The 22,910-nt window shown below is 36.5% G+C and carries 12 protein-coding genes and 10 pseudogenes; 10 read left to right on the top strand and 12 right to left on the bottom strand.

Annotation, left to right across the window (positions count from 1 at the left end):
* Nucleotides 1-29: 29 nt before the first annotated feature.
* Nucleotides 30-881, bottom strand: a complete 852-nt coding sequence (gene nfo / locus BTN50_RS03890) for a deoxyribonuclease IV (protein ID WP_096619093.1) — start codon at nt 879-881, stop codon at nt 30-32.
* 207 nt (nt 882-1,088) lie between these two features.
* Between nfo and BTN50_RS03885 the strand changes: the two are divergent.
* The 3 genes and pseudogenes from BTN50_RS03885 (at nt 1,089) to BTN50_RS03875 (ending at nt 4,882) form a co-directional block, all read left to right on the top strand.
* Nucleotides 1,089-1,976: pseudogene (locus BTN50_RS03885) on the top strand (IS5 family transposase).
* Nucleotides 1,977-2,408: 432 nt separating this feature from the next.
* Nucleotides 2,409-3,860 (top strand): metalloprotease TldD, encoded by a 1,452-nt coding sequence (gene tldD, locus BTN50_RS03880; protein ID WP_096619092.1) that lies wholly within the window; start codon nt 2,409-2,411, stop codon nt 3,858-3,860.
* A gap of 150 nt (nt 3,861-4,010) precedes the next feature.
* Nucleotides 4,011-4,882 (top strand): annotated as a pseudogene (locus BTN50_RS03875) (IS5 family transposase).
* 84 nt (nt 4,883-4,966) lie between these two features.
* On the opposite strand, the pseudogene BTN50_RS03870 reads toward BTN50_RS03875, so the two are convergent.
* From BTN50_RS03870 to BTN50_RS12170, 10 genes and pseudogenes are all read right to left on the bottom strand, one after another.
* Nucleotides 4,967-5,443: pseudogene (locus BTN50_RS03870) on the bottom strand (transcriptional regulator ArgR); the annotation flags it as partial.
* A gap of 294 nt (nt 5,444-5,737) precedes the next feature.
* A complete protein-coding gene (gene can, locus BTN50_RS03865) occupies nt 5,738-6,388 on the bottom strand; it encodes a carbonate dehydratase (RefSeq protein ID WP_096619091.1) in 651 nt (216 codons plus the stop codon).
* 66 nt (nt 6,389-6,454) lie between these two features.
* A pseudogene (locus tag BTN50_RS03860) lies at nt 6,455-7,276 on the bottom strand (IS5 family transposase).
* A gap of 446 nt (nt 7,277-7,722) precedes the next feature.
* Complete coding sequence (locus BTN50_RS03855) at nt 7,723-8,337, bottom strand: TIGR04211 family SH3 domain-containing protein (RefSeq protein ID WP_096619090.1); 615 nt, start codon at nt 8,335-8,337, stop codon at nt 7,723-7,725.
* A gap of 168 nt (nt 8,338-8,505) precedes the next feature.
* Nucleotides 8,506-9,377: pseudogene (locus BTN50_RS03850) on the bottom strand (IS5 family transposase).
* A 337-nt stretch (nt 9,378-9,714) separates the two neighbouring features.
* Nucleotides 9,715-10,224 (bottom strand): PTS glucose transporter subunit IIA, encoded by a 510-nt coding sequence (gene crr, locus BTN50_RS03845; RefSeq protein WP_096619089.1) that lies wholly within the window; start codon nt 10,222-10,224, stop codon nt 9,715-9,717.
* A 40-nt stretch (nt 10,225-10,264) separates the two neighbouring features.
* Complete coding sequence (gene ptsI, locus BTN50_RS03840; RefSeq protein ID WP_096619088.1) at nt 10,265-11,992, bottom strand: phosphoenolpyruvate-protein phosphotransferase PtsI; 1,728 nt, start codon at nt 11,990-11,992, stop codon at nt 10,265-10,267.
* A 54-nt stretch (nt 11,993-12,046) separates the two neighbouring features.
* A complete protein-coding gene (locus BTN50_RS03835; RefSeq protein ID WP_096619087.1) occupies nt 12,047-12,304 on the bottom strand; it encodes an HPr family phosphocarrier protein in 258 nt (85 codons plus the stop codon).
* A gap of 665 nt (nt 12,305-12,969) precedes the next feature.
* Nucleotides 12,970-13,835: pseudogene (locus BTN50_RS03830) on the bottom strand (IS5 family transposase).
* A gap of 691 nt (nt 13,836-14,526) precedes the next feature.
* Complete coding sequence (locus tag BTN50_RS12170; RefSeq protein WP_223823256.1) at nt 14,527-14,730, bottom strand: transposase; 204 nt, start codon at nt 14,728-14,730, stop codon at nt 14,527-14,529.
* 381 nt (nt 14,731-15,111) lie between these two features.
* On the opposite strand from BTN50_RS12170, the gene BTN50_RS10065 reads away from it, so the two are divergent.
* The 6 genes and pseudogenes from BTN50_RS10065 (at nt 15,112) to BTN50_RS03795 (ending at nt 20,699) form a co-directional block, all read left to right on the top strand.
* A complete protein-coding gene (locus tag BTN50_RS10065) occupies nt 15,112-15,258 on the top strand; it encodes a hypothetical protein (RefSeq protein WP_161492941.1) in 147 nt (48 codons plus the stop codon).
* Nucleotides 15,259-15,688: 430 nt separating this feature from the next.
* Complete coding sequence (locus BTN50_RS03820) at nt 15,689-16,396, top strand: YggS family pyridoxal phosphate-dependent enzyme (RefSeq protein WP_096619085.1); 708 nt, start codon at nt 15,689-15,691, stop codon at nt 16,394-16,396.
* Between the two features lie 173 nt (nt 16,397-16,569).
* Nucleotides 16,570-16,886: pseudogene (locus BTN50_RS12165) on the top strand (transposase).
* A 1,548-nt stretch (nt 16,887-18,434) separates the two neighbouring features.
* Nucleotides 18,435-18,641, top strand: a complete 207-nt coding sequence (locus BTN50_RS03805; protein ID WP_096619082.1) for a hypothetical protein — start codon at nt 18,435-18,437, stop codon at nt 18,639-18,641.
* Between the two features lie 79 nt (nt 18,642-18,720).
* Nucleotides 18,721-19,627: pseudogene (locus BTN50_RS03800) on the top strand (IS5 family transposase).
* A 502-nt stretch (nt 19,628-20,129) separates the two neighbouring features.
* Entirely contained in the window at nt 20,130-20,699 is a 570-nt protein-coding gene (locus tag BTN50_RS03795; RefSeq protein WP_096619081.1) for a YggT family protein, read from the top strand.
* Nucleotides 20,700-20,799: 100 nt separating this feature from the next.
* Here the strand turns inward: BTN50_RS03795 and BTN50_RS03790 are convergent.
* A pseudogene (locus BTN50_RS03790) lies at nt 20,800-21,671 on the bottom strand (IS5 family transposase).
* A 567-nt stretch (nt 21,672-22,238) separates the two neighbouring features.
* Here BTN50_RS03790 and BTN50_RS12160 point away from each other — a divergent pair.
* Nucleotides 22,239-22,581: pseudogene (locus BTN50_RS12160) on the top strand (transposase); the annotation flags it as partial.
* Between the last annotated feature and the right edge of the window lie 329 nt (nt 22,582-22,910).

Here is a 22,910-nt window from a genome sequence, read left to right as displayed (position 1 = left end):
GGATGACATGACTTTGTACTAATCAAGAATCACATTGGCATAGTTTCAAACTGACGTAGGAGTCGAATTTCATCCATCCATTGTTCTGGCTTTGTAGTTTCCAAAATAAGTGGTATCCCATTAAAACGTTCATCCTGCATTAACACTTCAAAACATGCCAATCCAATTTCGCCTTCACCTAATGCCTGATGGCGGTCAACACGGCTACCAAGTACTGTTTTTGCGTCGTTCAAATGCATGCCTCGAAGAAATTTAAAACCAATGATATCACCAAACGCATTAAAGGTAGCTTCTGCGGCAGAATGCGTGCGTAAATCATACCCTGCGGCAAACGCATGACAGGTATCAATACAGACACCAACACGTTGTTTGTCGTCAACATGAGAAATAATCATGGAGATTTGTTCAAATGACCAACCTAAATTAGTGCCTTGACCCGCTGTGTTCTCGATCACGGTTACCACGTTAGGCACAGCCTTATGTGCTATATTAATTGACTCTGAAATCAATGATAAGCCATCTGCTACACTTATTTTTTTCAAGTGACTACCTGGATGGAAATTTAACAGTGGTAAACCTAATTGTTCACAGCGTTGCATCTCGTCAATGAATGCATTACGAGATTTTTTCAATTTATCTGCTTCCGGGGTGGCCAGATTAATTAGATAGGAATCATGTGGCAAAATTGCTTCAGATACAAAACCAAGGGCTTTGCAATTTGCTTTAAACGCTAAAACTGTGTTGGTTTTTAGTGGTTTGGCTTGCCATTGACGCTGATTTTTAGTAAATAATGCAAATGCATTAGCTCCAATTACGGCTGCGTTCACAGGTGTTTTATCAACACCACCAGCCGCAGAAACATGCGCTCCGATATATTTCATTTTTTCTCGCTCGTTTCATGCACAAATCAATTGAACATAAGTAATGAATAACATTTTAAGTGATAGCGTTCACGATTAACAGTGGCTCGTTATTCATTTTCATTCTTTAAACTACGGTAGTTTATTTATCTGAGTGCGATGTATTTATAGTGATAAGATCCTAAATCTACGCTCTAAATAATTAAGTTGACTTAAATATTCAAGTCTATTGATAAGCTTTGCTACAAAACAATTAACTTGAAGCAGCATAAGCAAACTGTAATCAATCATGGTTCATTAATATATTATGGATTGGTGAAGAAGTCATTTAGCCATGAAATTAAACTAAGCAAAGTAATCATGGGAGATCTCGTTTATCTAGCGACTTAGCCATTACGATGGTTCTCATGGTTAAACACATATTTTTAATGCCATTGAGAGGTTTATAAGGGTTCATTAATTCTGCTTTTAAACTTGTGCAACTGCTATTATCATGTTCTCATTATTTATGCATTAGCAAGCGAGTCAAGATGGTTAATGTCGCGTTTAAGCTGAGAACTAAAAAATAATCCGGTACTTGATTATGGATTCTACAGCGCAGGCCAATAGTAAGTAAAAAAGTATGAAACTGACGGTAAACGGCGAGTTTGGTACAAGTTACATTTAGCTGTAGATACAAAGACGCATGAAATCATTGCTGTGGAGTTAAGTATCTTTAATGTGCCTGACAGTTAAGTGCTATCTAACTTGTTCAAACAGGCCATCTTAAGACTCCATGCAATATCAGGTGATGGTGCTTATAGTATAAAAGTATATTACTAAATTAATCGTCTAAAACGAAGGATTTCACTCATTTCACCAAGAGAAGGGTAGCGGTTTGGAGACGCGGTTATTCAAGCGCTGAAGTGGCCAGTTGCTTAAATTTATATGGTTCTAATATGCATTGGAAACGAAGTATAGTGATCATAAACATCTTAACAGAAAAAGTAATGTTCTGCGCTAAAAAATTATTTGGAGGGACATGATTCTAAAGAATTATAATGCCAAGATTGGTGAAACCTACACTATGTGATAAAAGTATTACAAAAGCTGACAGGATTAGGCTGCTTAAAATAAAAGTAAGTGCCTAATAGTGAATCATGCTGAAATTAATTTTGTTCCCTAAGTTAGAGAACAAAGCTTAACTTTAATCAAAGTGATGAGTAAAATACATAAGGACGTTGTACTTTAAATTCAAGCTGTTGAAACTGAGTGCTTATCGCAGTGTAATGTGGCAACAACTAAGATGAATGTGGAACCTATAGATATTCGATGATTATTGCTCCATAGGAGGCAAGAGTCGAGTGGACTATGAAAATAAATTGGTAATGCATGTCTGATATATACCTTACCAGCCATCGTTAAATTGGAACCAAAATATTGGTATCACAGTACGTTTAGTTGCAATGCATGCCGAAATAGCGCAATCTTATTTTATTATTGATCCCGCTGCAGTGAGCTGAATGCTCGGGATGTCTATGATTTTCAGAGTTAAAGAGCAGCCAACACATGAGTCTGGAACATGTCGAAGAAATGATGCTGCACCTGTCGGGTGTTAGTAAGAGTCAACTTGGTGAAACACTAGAACATCTAACAACAAGAAATATCGATTACGGGGATGTTTACTTCCAGTCATGCTGGCATGAATCGCTTGTGCTTGAAGACAGCATAATTAAAGATAGCTCGTTTAATATTGACAGTGGTGTTGGTGTGCGTGCTATCAGTGGTGAGAAAACAGGTTTTGCTTATTCAAACCAAATTAATGCTGATGCGTTAATGCAGAGTACCACAGCAGCAAGTAGTATCGCAGACAAGGGTGGAATACTTAAAGTGCCTGCGTTTATAACGCGTCAATATCCAACTATTTATCATGCCATTGACCCGCTTCAAAGTATGAACAGAGAAGATAAAATGGCATTGCTTCAGGAAGTCGATGCTTATATTAGGGCTAAAGAACCATTAATCCAAGAAGTGTCTATCAGCATCAGTGGGGTGTATGAACAAGTGCTTATTGCCGCAACAGACGGCACTTATGCAGCAGATATACGTCCATTGGTACGGTTATCTATTAGTGTTTTGGTGGAGAAAGATGGCAGTCGTGAACGTGGTTCTTCCGGTGGTGGTGGCCGTTTTGATTATCAGTATTTTTTGATTGAAGAAAATAGTAAGATGATTGCACTAAACTATGCTGATGAAGCAGTTCGTCAGGCGTTGGTGAATCTTAATGCGAAAGGTGCGCCAGCAGGCTCAATGCCTGTGGTACTGGGAGCAGGCTGGCCGGGTGTATTGCTTCACGAGGCGGTCGGTCACGGCTTAGAAGGTGACTATAATCGTAAAAAGTCTTCAGTCTTCTCTGGTCAAATAGGCCAGCAAGTGACATCGCCGCTTTGTACTATTGTGGATGATGGTACGCTGCAGGGCCGTCGTGGTTCATTAAACATAGATGATGAAGGTGTGCCAGGTCAATACAATACATTGATTAAAAACGGTATTTTGAAAAGTTACATGCAAGATAAGCACAATGCATATTTAATGGGTGTTGCACCAACTGGGAATGGTCGCCGTGAATCTTATGCGCATTTACCTATGCCTCGTATGACTAATACATATATGTTGTCTGGTCAGAGTACCCCAAAAGATATTATTGGCAGTGTTGAATATGGCTTGTATGCATCTAATTTAGGTGGTGGTCAGGTTGATATTACCTCCGGAAAGTTTGTGTTTTCAACTAGTGAAGCCTATTTGATTGAAAATGGTAAAGTGACAAGACCAGTTAAAGGCGCAACCTTGATCGGTAGCGGAATGGAAGCCATGCAGCAAATATCAATGGTTGGCAATGATTTAGCAATGGACCGTGGTGTTGGCGTGTGTGGAAAAGCAGGTCAAAGTATTGCAGTGGGTGTGGGGCAGCCTACATTGAAGCTGGACTTAATGACTGTTGGTGGTACGGAGTCAATGTAAAGATAAAAAAAGCAGTGTTTATAATAGTAAAAGGTCGAAATTCTCTTTAGTGCGTACGCAACTTTCGTTGATTATGAACTTATGATCTTACAAATGGCTTTGTTTCCTAAATTATCAATCTATGCTCTAAACAGATAGATATTTAGATCTATGAACAAGCTTTGTTACCAAATAACCAACTGGAAACACCATAATCAAACTTTAATTAATAGTGACTCACTAACATTATGGATGGATGCAGAAGGTCATCTAGCTATGAAATCAAACTAAGCAGAGTAATGATGAAAGACTTTGTTTATTTGGCGACTTAGCCATTACGACGGTCTTTATGGTTAAATGTATACTTTTAATGTTATCTAGAGGTCTGCAAAAATTCATTAATTCTATTTTCAAATTTGTTCACTGCTGTTGTTATGTCCTCATGATTTATGCATGAACAAGCGAACGAAAACGTTTAACATCGCGTTCCAAATAAAGACTCAAGGAACCATACGGTACCGAAGATTGATTATACAGACTCAAAGTTCTACGGTGAAGGAAAACAGCAAGTAAAGAAGCATGGTATTGATGGAAAACGACGAGTATGGCGCATGTTACATTTAGCAGTCGATATACATATAGATGAAATGATTGCTACTGAGTTAAGTGCATCAAATGTGACTGACGGTGCAGTGCTACCTCATTTGCGTAAACATACTCGCCAGATCAGCAAGGAAATATCATACGGTGGTGCTTATGATACCAGACACTGTTACGAAACCGTTTGAATTAAACGAGTGGTTTTACTCATGTCACCAAGAAAAAGAGCAACTTGTTGGGAATAAGATAAGTTGCTTAATTGAACGGTTAGCTACTAGCAGTTATATGGTTTAAATAAGCATTGTAAAACGAGGCATAGTTGTCATAAACGTCCCTTATTAAAGACGGCAATCTTTTTAGTTAAAAAACTACTGGGAGGGATATTGGGCTTAAGGGATTAGAATGGCTAAGTTAGAGAAACTGATGTCGTGATAAAACCGTGAAATAAGCTGACATGGTTAGGGATATCTAATACGAAAGCGATTGTTTAATAGTGAATCATGTTGAAGTTTGCAACGTGACTCGAATTAAGAAATAAAGCTGGAGGATGTAAATGACATGTTAGCGGGTGTAGTCTCGAATAGGTTGCCTACAGTATGAAAAAGATCTTCAGTGGTGATTACGCTCGTTGGCGTGATGAAAAATGTATAATTTCCTGCAACGATACCCATAATACCTTCAGCTTTTCCTAAAGAATCGAGTAGACGAGCGATTAATTATGTTGCATCTGAGCCAGTATTAACGACAACAAGAGTTTCATTGTAATCAATGTTTATCACTAGTTCTTTAAGTGAGCTGTTGATGATCGGTACATTGAGTTCTATAGGTAGACAGTAATCTATGTTCGTTTTTGCATTACGTGTACGTACTGCTCCAAATTTAGTAAAAATACGTAAAATTTTCGACTGATTAATGTTTTCAAAGCTTTGTGCTTTTAATACATCAATAATTTCACCCTGAGCACTAAATTTTCCTTCTTTTAAAATTGCTTTAAAGGTTTTTACTCATTGATCTTATTTATCTGAATTACGCATATTTTATATTTTCTAGCGCTGGGATGGTGTATTTTTGCACAGTTATTCAGTCTGGAGTAACAAAAATCAGTAGTAAAGAGCCTTGTTTCCTAATCTGAATCCCGATAGTAAAGTACAACTTGCATTAAAAAATAAAACTTAAAAAATATTAGCATACTAAAAATCAACTAAAATGCATGATAAAGAGATTGGCACATTCATTGAACACACAATCTAACTATACTATTTACTATCATCTTAATTTCGCTTATAATCATATTAAGGTTAGTTGCTAAGCATTATTTGTGCCATTACCGATGAATAACCAGCTTCTAACATTTCTAAATTGTTTGCTGTGATGCCTAAGTCTTTTAATATACCGTCATTAATATCGTAAAACCACCCATGAATTTGAATATCCTGTCCTCGTCCCCACGCATCACGTAAAATTATGGAATTTCCTAAATTATATACTTGTTCAGCCACATTTATCTCGCACAGCAAGTTGCCTTGTTCCTCCAAACTCAATGTACTGAGATGACGATTGTGTTTATGATAAAGAGTACGAATGTGAAGAAGCCAATTATTGACGAGCTCAAGTTCTAAATTTTCAATAGAAGCATGTACACCACCACAACGATAGTGGCCGCATATTATGATGTGCTTGACTCTGAGTATGTCGACGGCGTATTGTATGACTGATAGGCAATTTAAATCAGTGTGAATAACTTGATTTGCTACGTTGCGGTGAACAAAAAGTTCTCCCGAATTAAGCCCAGTTAAACGCTCTGCTGGAACCCGACTGTCTGAGCAGCCAATCCAAAGATATTCAGGATGCTGAGCTTTGGCGAGTTCAGAGAAATAGGCTGAATTATTTTTTTTTATAGTCTTTGACCATTTTAGGTTATTTACAAAAAGCTGTTTTATCTGTGTCATTACTCCCTCCAATAGGTTCTATTCTCTAATTTGAGTTCAGATAGCAAGTCTTAACAAGGCTAGTTATTAGATACTCACTGTTGTTTTAACCACACTTAGCCTTCTAAGTTTATTTAAGACTGCTATCATGGGGTAGGTTTCACTCATCTAAGCGTTGTGATGCCTTAGGCTCAATGCCGCTTTGAGTGGCTTTTTTACTCAAAACATTGCCGTCTCTGGTAGGAAGTGTGTATGGTAACTATACTTCGTTTTTCAATGCTGGTTAGAACCGCTCGTTTAATGCGAATGGTCTCGTAACATTGTATGGTGTCGTAAGTCCTATTGGCTGATATTTTATTTATTTTTCAGCGAGTCTGTTTGAGCAAGTTAGGTAGAACTTCACCGTCAGTCACATTTAACGCACTGAACTCAGCAGCAATGACTTTATGCGTATTTATCTTTATGCTAAATGTAGCTTACGTCAAACTAGTTATTTTCCATTAGATCTATATTTTTTTACTTTCCATTCGCCTGCACCATAGATTTTGAGGCCTGTAGAATTAACGGCTAAGTGCTGTATGGTTCCTTTATTCTTCATTTTGAATGTGAAGTTAATCTTTTTGGATCGCTTGCTAATGTATGAATATTGAGAGCATGACAACAGCAGTGGAGCAAGTTTAATAATAAAAATTATGAATCCTTACGGACTTCTCAATAGCATTGAAAATATGCATTTCACCATCTAATGACTAAGTCGCTAAATAAATGAGGTCTTTCATGATGACTCTGTTTAGTTTAGTGCCATAGCTGAATGGCTTCTTTATCCGTTTAGAAGGTTAGTAAACCACGATTAATTAAAGCTTGATTATACTGCTTCCAGTTAGTTGTTTTGTAGCTAAGCTTCTTCATAGACCTGAATATTTAAGTTAACCTAGCTGCTTAGAGTGTCGATTGAAAATTGAGTTTCCTGATTTAAAAAATAAAGCTATATATCATAAACGTTCTTTAGTAGAAACAGCAATAGTTTGAGTCCAAAATTACTTGGAGGTGCATTAAACCTAAGGGATCACATTGCTCACATTAGCGAAATCTACGCCACAATAGAAGTGTTAAATAAGCTGACATAGCTAGGTATGATTAAAATAATTGCCGAATAGTTCATAATGCTAGGATTTGCTACCTAAACTCTAATTAAAAAAAAAGCCTCAGATCAACGGAAATGCATAACGAAATTATTAGTATATCCATTGAGCGTGAGTATTATTTTTGCAAGACAATGATCAATTTATGGAATACATGACCGTTTTAAAATTAAAAAGTTGCGTTAATTAACTTTTTTTAGTTTTAGGTAATGCTCATGTCCAATCATTATTGCGTTTTTTATGATGTGGAATTAAATGCGAAAGAATTAGACCGAGCAATAAACCACCACCCGCAACGATTGCGCCATACGTAAACCAGCTCATGAGTAAATTATCCTTCTGCGTATCAATACGTGCATGTAATGCACGAATTTCACTCTGTGCATTTATCAGCTTGTGGTGGAGGTCATTAGTGTATATTTCGAGCTTTTTAAGCTGCGCATTACGTTGGTCCAGAGATTCAATTAAACTTTTGGTTTTTATTTTTGAATTATCCTTCGCATTTGCGAGCATTAATTTTACTTGTGCTAGTTCTTTTTCAAGCGAAGGTATACGTATTTTTAGACCTGGCTGGCGGGATACATGTTTATTGCTGACCCAACCTTTACGTCCGCGTTCATCGATAACTTGTGTATAATCCGCATTAGCATCTCTATCTACAATCGTAATTTTTGTGCCCGCGTTGATACTGCCGATAATACGGAACTGTGTACCTGGACCTGAATGCATGTAGGTGAATAATTCATCGGAGATGTAGTTATCCTGTGCATTTGCAGTTGGGGTAGAAAGCATTAATATCATTGTTAGGGTAAAAAAAAGTTGTTTCACGGTTTATTCCTTTGGCTGGTTGCGAATATCTAGTTGTAATAAAGATTAAAAAATTTTGTTCCTCAGATACAGCAAAAGGGAGACATCACCTTAAGGCCATTCATTTAAAAGCGAACGGTATTGTTTCCTAATTTGAGTTCAAATAGTGAACCCTAACATGATTAACTATCAAACAATCGCTTTCGTGTTAGGCATACCTAGCCCGGTTAGCGTATTTAACGCTTTTATCATAGCGTAGGTTTTGCCAATTTGAGCATTGTGATCTCTTAATCTCAATGTTCCTCTGAGTAGTTTTGTGATTTTTAACATTGCGGTCTCTGTTAGGGAACGTTTATAGTAACCATATTTTATTTTTCAATATTGATTTGAATCGTATAACTTCGGGTAACTAATTGCTAAATTACACGTATGATTTCGTTCTTCAAAAGTTGTTTCTTTTCTTGGTGGGATGAGAGGATTCGCTCATGTAATACGAATAGTTACGTAACATTATCTAGCGTCGTAAGCACCATTGCCTGATACTTCATAGATTCTGCGGTGGGTTTGTTTGAGTAAGTTAGGTAGTATTTCACCATAAGACACATTGAATAAACTTAATTGGGCAGCAATGATTTCATGCGTCTTTGTATCTAGAACTAAATGTAATTTACGCTAAACTCAATGTCGCCTATCAACGTTATGCTTTTTTATTTTTCATTTTCCTTCACCGTAGCCTTTTAGGTTCGTAGAATCAATGGCTAAGTGTTGGATGGCTCCTTTGATTTTCATCTTGAACGTGACGTAAACCGTTTAAGCTCGCATGTTAACGTATGGATAATAAGAGCATGACAACGGCAATTGAGTAAACTGGAAAACATAACTATTGAAGTCTGCATACAGCTCACCGGTATTTAAAGTACGTGTTTAATCGCGATTACCGTGCTTAGTTTTACTCCATAACTAAGTTGTTTTTTCATCAATCGAGAATGTTAGTGAGCCACGGTTGATTAACGCTTGATTACACTGCCCCAGTTAGTTGCTTTGTAGCGAAGATTACTCATAAACCTGAATATTGAAGTTAGCCTAACTGTTTGGAATATTAATTAAAAATTTAGTTCTCTTATGTAAAAAATAAAGTGGGTTACTATAAACGTTTCTTAGCAAATACAGCTATGATTCGAGTAAAAAAACTACTGGTAGGGGTATTACGCCTAAGGTAAATTTAGTAAAATCTGTGCCATGATAAAAATATTGAATAAGTCTAGTAAGATTAGGTATGCCTAACGCGAAAGCGATTATTTAATAGTGAATAATGTTAGTATTTGCTATTAACTGAAATTCAACCGTAGGTAACAAAAAACGCAGCCAAAGCCACGCTTTTTTCATACAGAAAGAATATTACTTTTTGATGCGCAGTACTGGTGTTACGCCAACAGTGACAAGACCAGAAAACTTATGCAGCTCTTTAATTTCATCCATATTTGAGATAATAACAGGCGTTAGGGTAGATTTAGCTTTTTTTTCTAGCATTGCTAGATCGAACTCTATGATAGTGTCACCTGCTTTAACGGTTTGGGCTTCTTCAGCGATACGTTTGAAACCTTCACTTTTCAATTCAATAGTGTCGATACCGAAGTGAACAAACATCTCGATGCCATCATCAGATTCGATAGAGAATGCGTGGTTAGTTTCAAAAATTTTACCAATAGTACCGTTAACAGGTGCAACCATTTTGTCGCCAGTTGGTTTGATAGCGATGCCATCACCAACAATTTTTTCAGCAAAAACGACGTCGGGCACGTCTTCGAGATTTACGATTTCACCAGACAATGGTGCAACTATTTCAATGACATTCGCATCGCTGCTGTCATCAGAAACCAACTTCTTCAGTTTGTTAAATAGACCCATAGTGTGTGCTCCTAAGCGTTATTAATACGTTGCTGCTATATTAGCAGACAGTTCTCCTTGCAATGAATTTTTCCACATGTTCAGTGATTTCCGCAGCTGTAGGCATTGTGAGTGCTTCTTCTGCCATGGCTTGAACATCAGCAAAGTTAGCATTACGAATAATTTTTTTTATGCGTGGGATAGAGATGCCACTCATACTGAATTCATCCAGACCCATACCCATTAGCAATAAAGTTGCACGCTCATCGCCTGCTAGTTCACCACACATGCCAGTCCATTTCCCTTCGTTGTGCGAAGCATCAATAACATGTTTTATAACAGTAAGTACTGCTGGAGATAATGGATTGTATAGATGAGAGATCATCTCATTGCCACGGTCAACCGCAAGAGTATATTGGGTCAGGTCATTTGTACCAATGCTAAAGAACTCCACTTCTTTTGCTAAGTGGTTAGCAATCGCTGCTGCTGCTGGTGTCTCAACCATTACACCGATCTCGATGTTTTCGTCAAACGCTAAACCTTCCGCCTGAAGTTCACTTTTGTATTCTTTGATGGCTGCTTTCAGCTCCCGTATTTCTTCTACAGAGATGATCATAGGAAACATCATACGAAGTTTGCTGTGAGCAGATGCGCGAAGCATTGCACGAAGTTGAGCACGTAGAATGTCACGACGATCCAAACTGATGCGAATTGCACGCCAACCTAAAAAGGGATTCATTTCTGTTGGCAAGTCCATATACGGCAAATTTTTGTCACCACCGATATCCATAGTACGGATAATCACTGGGTGGCCTTTCATTGCCAAAGCAACGTCTTTATATGCTTTGTACTGCTCTTCTTCAGTAGGCAGTGCATTTCGGTCCATGAACAGGAATTCAGTTCGATAAAGACCAATGCCTTCGCCACCGTTGCGGTTAATACCATCACAATCTTTTACAGTGCCAATGTTGCCGCAAACTTCTACATGATGATCATCAAGAGTAGTAGCAGGCAGCTCTTTTAGTTTTGCTAGCTCTTCTTTCTCCGCGATAAATGTGTCACGGATCTTTTGGAATTCAATCAGTTCGTTTGCACTTGGGTTGATAATAATTTTATTATTAATTGCATCAAGAACTAGCATGTCACCATTTTCTACACGCGAAGTAATGTCGATAGTGCCAATAATAGCAGGCAGTTCTAGTGAGCGTGCCATAATAGATGTGTGAGATGTGCGACCACCAATGTTGGTGATGAAGCCTAGAACGTAATCTAGATTAATTTGCGCAGTCACAGACGGTGTTAAATCGTTAGCAACCAAAATTACTTCTTCACTGATAGTACTTAGAGACTCAATGTTGAGACTTAAAGCATTCTTGACAAAGCGTGAACTGATGTCGCGAATGTCAGTTGCGCGTTCTTTGAGGTATTCGTCATCTAGAGATTCTAGAGTCATTGCTTGTTCTTCGAGTACGCTATAGATAGCATAATCAGGAGAAGCATTGTTGTCTTTAATGAAAGCTATGATTTCTTTTTCTAGCTCCTCATCTTCCAATAACATTATATAGCCTTCAAAGATAGCTTCTTTTTCTTTACCGAAAGTAATGAGAGCCTCTGCTTTAATGGCTTCAAGCTGTTGTTTAGATTTTTCACGTGCATCGTACAGGCGCTGAATTGCCGCATCCCGCTGATCCACTGGAAGTGGGTTTTTATTGATTACGATGTCGTCTTCTTGAAGTAGTAGCGCTTTACCGAATGCAATACCTGGAGATGCCAGAATACCTGAAGTCATAGCTTTACCTTACGTTGATCAATTTTAAGAGCTGATGGATAGAGCAAAGCTAGATTATTTTAATTCATCCATCAGTTTCACTAGGTAATCAACAGCTTCTTGAGCTTGTGCACCATCAGCTTTAATCGTGACTACAGTACCTTTAGTCAGGCCTAGAGTTTGAAGTTTGAATAAGCTAGTTGCGCTAGCTTCTTTACTGCCACATTTAACAGTAATTTTTGCATCGAAGCTTTTTGCCTCCTTAACAAACTGAGCTGCAGGACGAGTATGCAGACCATTCTCAGCAGTGATTTTTACTTGCTTTTGATACATGATTTACTCCGATACATGATTTATTTAAGTTTATATATTAAATTTGTGGATAGCTTAAACTGAATGATCTGTTTTGGCTATCAGTGGACGTTAAACTAAGCTGAACTATGTATAAGACATAAATTAAATGTTAAAATCGTGATCTGCTTATTTGAAAAAACTATAGATTGCATAAAGATTTGAGTATGAATAACAATAGACACTGTTTGTTGTAGATGTCGTATACTTCTGATAAATTTTTTTCGAGATGGGAAAAATACTTAATTTTTTTGTGTCAAATAAAGAAACAAGTCTTTTCTCTTTCCTATTAGCGAAGTGATAATGATAGTAATAGTTTTCCATTAAGCATGACATCGAGACTTCAAAATCTATTACGCAAATTTGATTTATCATTATCTCATCAACTGATTTTATGAATGAACTTTGAATCTGTATAAGTACTCGTTTATTAAATTTAGTTTTCTTGATGCTCGGTTGCTTTGGTTGCAAGGTATGCTCTATGAGCTGGGCCGGCTTTATTTTCTGAATCAGGGACTTAAATTACCAATCTATGCTTCAAGCCGCTGTGTTCACTTAAATGTTTAGCGATTTAGATATCACGATCATTTTCATGAGTTTTACTTTCTGATTTGAGTTCAGACAGCAAATCCAAAGATCATTAATTATTAGACGCTCACTTCTGTTGTATGCATAGCTAGCCCAGTTAGCTTATGTAGTGCTTTTATTATGGCTCAAGTTTCGCTAATCTGAGGATTGTGATCTTTGAAACTCAACGTCCCTCCAAGTATTTTGTTGACTTGAAACATTGCCGTCTCTGATAGGGAACTTTTATGGTAACCATACCTCATGTTCCAATGCTCCTTAGAACTGTATAATTTTTGGTAATTGACCGCTAAATTACGCGGATGATCTCGTGTTTAAAAAACTACCCCTTTTGTGGCGGGATGAGTGGAGCCGCTTGTTTAATACGAATGGTTTCGTAACATTGCCTGGTATTGTAAGCACCATTAGGTGATATCTCATTGATTTTCGGTGGGCCTGCTTGAACAAGTCAGGCAGCACGTGACCGCCAGCCACATTTGATGCGCTTAACCCAGCGGTAATGATTTCATGCATATTTATATCTTCCGCTAAATGTAATTTTTGCCAAACTCGCTGTTTTCCATTAGTACCATGCTTTTTTACTTTCTATTTTCCTTTACCGTAGGCTTTGAGCCTACGTAGAATGAATGACTAAGTACTGTATGGCTTCTTTATTTTTTGTTTTGAACATGACGTTAATTGTTTTGGCTTGCTTGTTAATGCATGAATAGTGAGGGCATGACAATAGTAGTTGAGTCAGTTTAACAACAAAATTATGGGTTCTTTGCAGACCCCTCAATGGCATTGAAAATACGCATTTAACTATGAGGGCCGTCGCAATGTCTAAGTCGCTCAATAAACGAAATCTCCTATTATTATCCTGTTTAGTTGGATTCTATAGCTAAATAGCTTCTTCATTAATCAAGAATATTCTTGAGCTATGTTTGATAAAAGCTTGATTATACTACTCTTAGTTAGTTGTTTTGCCGCAAAATTATTCATAAACTTGAATATTTAAGTGAGCCTAACTGTTTAGAGTGTTGATTGAAAATTTAGTCCTTTATTTAGGCAATAAAGCTGATTACCATAAACGTTTTTTAGCAGAGATAGCCATGATTTAAATCAAAAACTATTCAGAGGAACATTGGAGCCTCAGTGATTACAATGCCCAAATTGACGTAAACTAAGGCATGATACAAACGTTAAATAAGCTGACTGGGCTAGATATACCTAAAACGAAAGTGCTCGTCTAATAGTGAATTATGTGGCATTGGATATCTGAACTTAAATTAGGAAACAAAGCCTAATGAGTTGTTAAATTATGCGAATGATCTCGTTCTCCAAAAGTTATTCCTTTTCTTGGCGGGATGATTGAAACAACTCGTTTAATCTGAATGGTTTCGTAACTTTGTCTGGTGTCGTAAGTACTACCGCTTTATATTCCATTGATTTTTCGATAAATTTATTTGAACAAGTAAGATAGCATTTTATGGTCAGTCAGATTTGATGCACTGAACTTAGCCATAATGATTGCATGCGTGTTTATATCTACCATGAAATGTCACTTGCACCAAATCAGCTATTTTCCATCAATACCATGTTTTTTACTTTATATTTGCCTTTATCGTAGGCTTTTAGCTTCATAAAATCAATGGTTCAGTGCGGGATGGTCTTTTAGTTTTCGCCCTGAGCGAGACACTAGTCGTTTTGACTCGCTTGTTTATGCATGAATAATGAGGAAATGACCATGCCAGTAGAGCCAGTTTGTAAACAGAATTAATAAATCCGTGCAGACCACTTATAGGTATTGACAATATACGTTTGATAATTAGAGCCGTCGTAATAATTCAGTTGTTAAATAAATGAAGTTTACCATGACTATTTAGCTTGGTTTGATTCCATAACTGAATGTCTTCTTCATGGATCCCGAATATTAGTGAGTTATGATTGCTTAAAACTTAATTATATTGTTTCCAGTTGGTTATTTGGTAGTGAAACTTGTTCATATACTTGAATATTTAAGTGAACCTAGCTGTTTAGAACATAGATTTATAATTTAGTCATTTGATTTAGGAAATAAAGCTCGTTCAAGACGTAAATTAAAGGAATAATCCTGCACTTAGCCATTGGCTCTGCGAAGATAAAAGTTTACAGTGAAGACGAATGGTAAATAAAAAAAGTATGGCACTGATGAAAAATAGTGGGTTTGGTGCAAGTTACATTGAGTGGTAAATATAGATATGCATGAGATCATTGCTGCTGAGTTAAGTGCATCAAATGTTATTGACAGTGAAGTGCTATCTAACTTGTTTAAACAGACTTGCCGAAAAATTAATAAACTATTAGGAGACGGTGTTTACGACATCAGATAATGTTACAAAATTATTCGCATCAAACGAATGGTTCCAATCATCCCACCAAGAAAAGGAGCAACTTTTAGGAGTTAGATTATTCATGTAATTTAGCGGTCAGCTACCAGTAGCTATATGGTTCAAATTCACACTGAAAAATGAGGCATGGTTGCCATAAGCATTCCCTATCAGAGATGGCAATGTTTCGAGTCAAAAACCTACTGGTAGAGATATTGAGGTTAAGGGCGCATAATGTTCAGATTATCGAAAGCTCCTCCCAAGATAAAAACGTTAACATAAGCTGGCCGGGCTAGGCATTCTTCAAACGAATGTGATCGCTTAATTGTTAATCATGTTGGGATTTGCTATTTGAACTTGGATTAGACAACAATGCTATTACAGTCTAGTAATTTAGTAATATTCATTTATTTATATCTTTGAAAAATTAATCATGTGTAGTATCAAACAAAATTTAGAAAAAGTTATCAAACAAATAGACAGCGCAACACAAAAATGTGGAAAAAAATTATCTGATGTGCAACTTATTGCGGTAAGTAAAACCAGACCTCTCAATGCAATTGCTGATGCAGCAGCAGCAGGCCATCGCCAATTTGGTGAAAACTACGTTAAAGAAGGGGTAGATAAAATAACTTATTTCAGAGAACAATATCTCAACCTTGAATGGCATTTTATTGGACTAATACAGTCTAATAAAACCCGTATAGTAGCTGAAAATTTCGATTGGGTTCACTCAGTTAGACACAGTAAATTCGCCCGTCGATTGAGCGAACAACGCCCAGATTATATGCCCCCTTTGCAGTTATTAATTCAAGTGAATACCAGTGGTGAATCTTCTAAATCTGGCATTGAATTTTATGATGTCAAAGAACTGGCGGATGAAATAGATCAGCTACCTAACCTAGAGCTTCGTGGGTTGATGTGTATTCCACAGCCAGAAAATAATCATGATAGTCAACTCACCGCGTTTGCGCCACTTTCTCAATTATTTAAAGAAATGAAGGCATCACGTGCGCGTTTTGATACGCTGTCAATGGGTATGAGTGGAGATATAGATGCCGCCATAGCATCAGGTAGCACAATGGTGAGAGTTGGTACCGCTATTTTTGGTGCGAGAAACTATGCTACACACAAATACTAAGAATAACTACATAGTACGATTATCTTATCTATATCAATAGGGTGTAGATTTATGGAGTAATGTACGATGATTTTGTTTCCCAAATCAGGGAACTAAACTATTAATTTATGCTCTAAACAGGTAGGTTTACTATTATTCTAGATTGATGAAAAATTATTTAACAATGGAATCAAGTGAAGTCGGGTAATAATGGGAGGCCTCATTTGTTTAACGACGTAGCCATTACGATGGCTCTCATGGTGAAATGCGTATTTTCAATGTCGTTGCGAGGTTTGCAAGGAGCCATTAATGCTGTTTTAAAGTTGCTCAACTACCATTGTTATGCCCTCACTGTTCATGCATTAGCAAGCGAATTAAAACGATTAACGTTACGTTCGAGACGAATAATAAAGGAAGCATCCAGCACTTAGCTATTGATGCTACGGGACTCCAAGTCTACGGTGAAGGTAAATGGAAAGCAAAAAAGTACGGTACTGATAGAAAACTGTGAGTTTGACGCACATTATATTTGGCGATAGAGATAAATACGCATGAAATCATTGCTGCTGAGTTAAGCACACCAAATATGACTGACGGTGAAGTGCGACCTAACTTACTCAAACAGATCCGCTAAAAAATTAATGAAATATTAGTCGGTGGTGTGTATGACATCGTTCGTATCAAACGCTTGGTTCCACTCATACCTCCAAGAAATGAAGCATCTTTTGGAGAATAGGGTATGGTTGCCATAAACGTTTCCTATTAGAAGTAGCAATGCTTAGAGATAAAAATTTTTTCGAAGGACACTGAGCCTAAGGGATCGCAATGCTTAGGTTAGCGAAATCTCCGCTGTATAAAAACGTTAAATAAGTTGACTGGGCTAGGTATCCCTAATACGAAAGTGATTGACAAAAATTAATCAGTTAGGATGTGCTAACTGCACTTGGATTAGGAAACAAAACTATGTGCAATCGTTTTTATTGGTGCATATAATATGCGTGCTCTATCATTACCAGTTTGATAGCATTAGGTAACTTCGCGGCAGACATTACGGCAGTAAATTTAACACCAAAAAAATGCTTTTTTTATAATACCTCTGGCATTAACACCAATGAGGATACAATTGAAATCGTAAATAGTGCTAACGTCGAGGTGCTAGGTGTGAATCAATAAGATATGGTTGAACTGCTTGTAGCTCTAAAAAACATTAATTGGCATTATAAACTGTTCATATCTATTACCGCGGGCATTTTCGTTGCATATTTGTGTGAAATGACCGTAGCACTATTTAACCTTATTCGTGTGATGCCAAATACATTTCCATTGGTCAGAAAAAACTGAGATTAATGGTATTATAGCTACAGCTTGTACCTCGCAAATGTATTACTTCCTTATCATGAAAGTAATACAAGCGGAAGCAAAACATTAAAATTTTACAAAAGCTACTGTTTATGGACGAGTTCAATAAAATGCATTCGGGAGTAGCTAAAATGATGATTGACAACTTAGACATAGAACTAGCAACTTTAAGAAACTTTGTTTCCTAAATTAGGGGATTCAATGATTAAGTTTCGTTTTAAACAGCTAGGTTCACTTAAATATTCAGGTCTATGGGTAAGCTTTGCTACAACACAACTAACTGGAAAGAGTATAATCAAGCTTTAATTAATTGTGGTTCACTAGCATTGAATTAATGAAGAACCATTCAGCTATATATAATTGTGTAAGACAACATTTATTTGGTGACTTAGTAATAACGATAATGTCTGTAATCAAACGAGGGTAAACAATGTTACTGAGAAGTCTGTAAGGATCAATTAGTTTTATTTTCAAACTTGTTGAACTATCGTTATCATACTTTAACCCTCTATAACATTGTCAAGTAAGTCAAAACGGTGAATGCCGCATTCAAAGTAAGACTAAAGGAACCGTCCAGCACTTAGCCATTGGTTCTACGAGGTTGCAAGTGTACTGTGAAGGTGAATGACAAGTAAAAAAGCATGGGACTGACGGGAGACGTTGAATCTGGCACAAGTTATATGTAGTAGTATATATAAACATGCATGACATTATTATTGCTGAGTTAAGTGTACTAAATCTGACTGGTGGTGAAGTGTTACCTAATTTGCTCAAAGAGACCAGCCGAAAAGTGAATAAAATATCAGGAGATGGAGTTTACGACACCCGTCAGTCTTATGAAATAATTCGTATTAAACGAGCAGTTTCACTCATTCCGCTAAGAACAAAAGCAATTTTTGGGGCATGAAGGCTTTATTTTTTAAGTTAAGGAATTTAATTAGTAATTTACGTTCTAAACAGCTAGGCTCACCTGAATATTTAGGTCTATGAATAATCTGCATTACAAAACAACCAACTGGAAGCAGTATAATCAAGCTCTAATTAATCGTGGTTCATTAACATTTGTGATTGATGCAGAGGCCATTCAGTTATGGAATCAAACTAAGCCGGTTAATAGTGGAAGATCTCGTTTATTTAGCGATTTAGCCATTACGACGGCTCTTATAGTTAAACGCGTATTTTCAATGCTATTGAGAGGTCTTATAGGATTAGTTGATTCAGTTTTCAACCTTTTTCAATTGTTATTGTTATTGTTATGCCTTCATTATTTATGCATGAGCAAGCGAGCCAAAACGGTAAACGTCGTGTTCAAGACGAAGAATAGAGGAAGCATACAGCACTTAGCCCTTGATTATACGGGGTTCAAAATCTATGGCGAAGGTGAATAAAAGTGAAAAAGTATGGTACTGACGGTAAACTACGAGTCTGGCGCAAGTACATATAGCGGGAGATATAAATGCGCATAAAATTATTACTGCTAAGTTAGGTTCATCAAATGAAATTAGCAGCGAAATGTTACTTAACTAGATCCACTCAAGAAGCAATGAAATATCAGGGATGGCGCTTACGGCGGCAGATAATATTACGAAACCGTTCGGATCAAATGAGCTGTTCTATTAAGTTCACTAAAAAAAATTTTTTTGGAATGAATCCGTCTGCGTAATTTAGCGGTCAGTTACTAAAAGTTATATGGTTTAAATAAGTATAAAAAATGAGGTATGATTACCATAAGCGTTCCCTGTTAGGTACGACAATGTTTCGAGTCAAAGAACTATTTGGAGGGCATTTAGTTTAAGGGATTACAATGTTCAGATTGACGAAGTTTAGACAATAATAAAAAAGTTAAAACAGTTGACAGGGCTAGGGATACTTCAAATAAAAGCAAGCGTCTAATAGTAAATCATGCTGAAACTTGCTATCTGAACTAGAATTAGGGAAAAAAGCTGGAACGAAGTGATCCGCATAATTTAGCTGTCAATAACTAAAAATTATACAGTATAAATAGTATTGGAGAATGAAGCATAATTACTATGCATGTTCCTTATTAGAGGCAGTGAGGTTTTGAGTCACAAAATTACTCGGAGGGACATGGATCCTAAGAGATTGCAATGTCTCGAGTGACGAAATTTCAGTAATAATTAAAGTGTTAAACAAGAAGATAGGGCGATGTATGCCTAAATTAAAAGCGATTGTCTGATAGTGAATTGAATTGAGATTTGCTATCTCAATTCGAGTTAAGAAACAAAACCATCGTACGTAAAAAGCGACGTTAAAATGCAACAATTACTTAAATTTTAAGCATTATTTAATCATAATCCACTATCAAAAAAATCGTAAAAGTCATGCAAACCACGTTACACGTGCGAAAAATTCAATTTTATTTTAGGGCAACTCTATGAATTCAATGAACTTCCTTGTATCAACACTATTTGATCTTTATATTATGGTGGTGTTACTGCGAGTTTGGTTGCAATGGGCACGCGCAGATTTTTATAATCCATTTAGTCAGTTTGTGGTGAAAGCAACACAACCTGTGGTTGCACAGCTTCGTCGTATGATTCCATCTATTGCTACCTTCGACCTTGCAACAGTTGTGTTTGCTTTTGTGCTGTGCGTAGTAAAGTTTTTTGTATTGCAATTGGTTGTGTCAGGAGGGCTTCCTCTGCTTAATGTCAGTTACCTGCTGATAGGTTTCATTGCATTAAGTAAAGCCGCTGGTAGTCTACTGTTCTGGGTCTTGATTTTGCGTGCAATTCTTAGTTGGGTAAGCCAAGGTCATAATCCCATTGAGTTTATTATGATCCAACTAACTGAGCCATTGGTAGCGCCGATACGTCGTGTACTACCATCATTTGGTGGATTAGACTTGAGCGTACTAGTATTGTTTGTTGTTCTGCAGTTTCTCAATTTTTTAATTGGTGATTTACTTAGCCCATACTTTGGTAATTTGTGGTTTGTATTGTAATTGATGTTTTGAACGGTACGTCCTGTTTGGTTAGCAAATGGGGCTTAAATTCATTTTGTCTCCTCATTCGAGTTTAGATAACAAACCCAAACATTATTAACTATTGGGCAATAGCTTTTGTTTTAGGTATATCTAGTTTTACCAGCTTATTTAATGCTTTAATCGTCGCATAAGTTGCGCTAATCTGAGTGTTATGATTTCTTAAATTTAATGTCCTTTCGAGGAGTTTTGTGATTAAAAATATTGCTGTCTCTGATAGAGAACGTTCATGGTAATCATACCTAGTTTTCCAATACTGATCTGAACAGTATAACTGTTGGTAACTGAGTGCTAAATTACGTAGATGAGCTCGTTTCCAAAAATTGTTTTTTTGATGGGATGAGTGAACGTGCTCGTTTAATCCGAATGGTTCCGCAATATTATCTGGTATGCTAAGCACTACCGTCAGATATTTCATTGATGCTTCGGCGAGTATGTTTGATAAAATTAGATAGCACTTCATCAGTAGTTACATTTGATGAACATAACTTAGTAGTAATGATTTCATAAGTATTTAGATCTGCTGCTATATACAACTTGCGCTAGACTTGACGTTTCCTATCAGTGGCATACATTTTTACTTCTCATGTATCTGCACCGTAAATTTTTAGTTCTGTAAAAATCAATGGCTAAGTACTGGAAGATTCTGTTAGTTTTAGTCTTAGTCTTGCATGCGACGTTGCCCATTTTAACTTGTTTGCTAATGTATTAATAGTGAGGGCATGACAACAGTAATTGAGCAAGTTTGAAAACAGAATTAATAAATTTTTGCAGAGTTATAAAGGGCATTGAAAATATGCGTTTAATCATGATAGCCATCGTAATGTTTAGGTTACTAAATCAATGAGGCCTCTCACGATTGCCAAGTTTAGTACGATGTCATAACTGAATGGCTTCTTCATCAATCTAAAATATTAGTGAACTACGATTAATTAAAACTTAATTATATTATTTCTAACTGGTTATTTAAAGCGTAGATTAATAATGGAGTTCCCTTATGTCTTTAATAAATTAATTATGATCTGAAGGAACTTTGTTTGCTAATTCAAGTTCAGTTAATAAATTACCAATGGTTAACTATTAAATGCTTGCTTAGGTTTCGTCAATCTAAATATTTTAATTTCTTAGGTTTCATGTCCCTTCGAGTAGTTTTTGACTCGGAATATTACCGTTTTAGATAGGGAATTTTCATAGTAATTATACCTCGTTTTCCAATGCTCATTTGAACTGTATAATTTTTGGTAATTAACCGTTAAATGACGCGGATAATATCGATCCTCAAAAGGTCCTCCCTTTTTTGATGAAATGTGTGGAACTACACATTTAATACGAACGACTTCGCAACACGTCCTTGTGTCATAAGCACTATTGCCTGATATTCTACTGGCTTTTTTTTTAGTTAGGGAATTCAATTATTCATTTTCGTTCTAAACAGCTCAGTTTACTTAAATATTCAAGTCTATGGATAAGCTTTGCTACAAAAGAACTAACTGAAATTAGTATAATCAAGCTTTAAGCCATTGTGGTTCACTAACATTCTGGATTGATGAAGAAGCTATTCAGCATGGAATCAAACTAAGTAGGGTCATTAAGTAAGACTCATTTATTTAGTCATTGAGACAGCCCTATGGTTAAATGCATATTTTTAATGCCAGTGAGAGGTTTGCAAGGATTAATTAATTCTGTTTTCAAATTCGCTCAACTACCATTGTAATGCTCTTACTATTCATTCATTAGCAAGCGAGCCAAAACGGTTAATATCACGTAAAAGACGAAGAATAAAGGAAGCATACAGCACTTAGTCCTTGATTCTATGGGACTCAAAATCTACGGTGAAGAAGAATGAAGTCATCTGCGTAATTTAGAGGCCAGTTGTCAGAAGTATATGGCTTCAAGCAGTATTGAAAAATGAAGTATGATTACCATAAATGTTCTCTATCAGAGACGGCAATATTTTGAATCAAAAAACTACTTGTAGGAGTATTGAGTTGCAGAGATCATAATGCTTAGATTAACGAGATTTAAGCTATGATAAAAGCATTAAATAAGTCGACCAGGTTAAGTGTGCTTAAAACAAAATCGATTGTTTAATAGTGAATCATGTTGGGATTTCCTATCTGAACTCGAATTAGGAAACAAAGCCCTAATAAATGCAGAATCGTCGATTATTTT

It is taken from the genome of Candidatus Enterovibrio altilux (genome assembly GCF_002381345.1).
GTDB lineage: Bacteria > Pseudomonadota > Gammaproteobacteria > Enterobacterales > Vibrionaceae > Enterovibrio > Enterovibrio altilux.
Note: the sequence above shows the minus strand (reverse complement) of the source record. Positions and strands in the feature narration are given on the sequence as shown.

Bases quoted from the DNA above. Each gene is read 5' to 3' on its own strand.
- BTN50_RS03820 (WP_096619085.1), top strand. From the start codon at position 15,689: ATGTGTAGTATCAAACAAAATTTAGAAAAAGTTATCAAACAAATAGAC.
- BTN50_RS03805 (WP_096619082.1), top strand. From the start codon at position 18,435: ATGCATGACATTATTATTGCTGAGTTAAGTGTACTAAATCTGACTGGT.
- can (WP_096619091.1), bottom strand. From the start codon at position 6,388: ATGACACAGATAAAACAGCTTTTTGTAAATAACCTAAAATGGTCAAAG.
- ptsI (WP_096619088.1), bottom strand. From the start codon at position 11,992: ATGACTTCAGGTATTCTGGCATCTCCAGGTATTGCATTCGGTAAAGCG.
- BTN50_RS03795 (WP_096619081.1), top strand. From the start codon at position 20,130: ATGAATTCAATGAACTTCCTTGTATCAACACTATTTGATCTTTATATT.
- crr (WP_096619089.1), bottom strand. From the start codon at position 10,224: ATGGGTCTATTTAACAAACTGAAGAAGTTGGTTTCTGATGACAGCAGC.
- BTN50_RS03835 (WP_096619087.1), bottom strand. From the start codon at position 12,304: ATGTATCAAAAGCAAGTAAAAATCACTGCTGAGAATGGTCTGCATACT.
- tldD (WP_096619092.1), top strand. From the start codon at position 2,409: ATGAGTCTGGAACATGTCGAAGAAATGATGCTGCACCTGTCGGGTGTT.
- nfo (WP_096619093.1), bottom strand. From the start codon at position 881: ATGAAATATATCGGAGCGCATGTTTCTGCGGCTGGTGGTGTTGATAAA.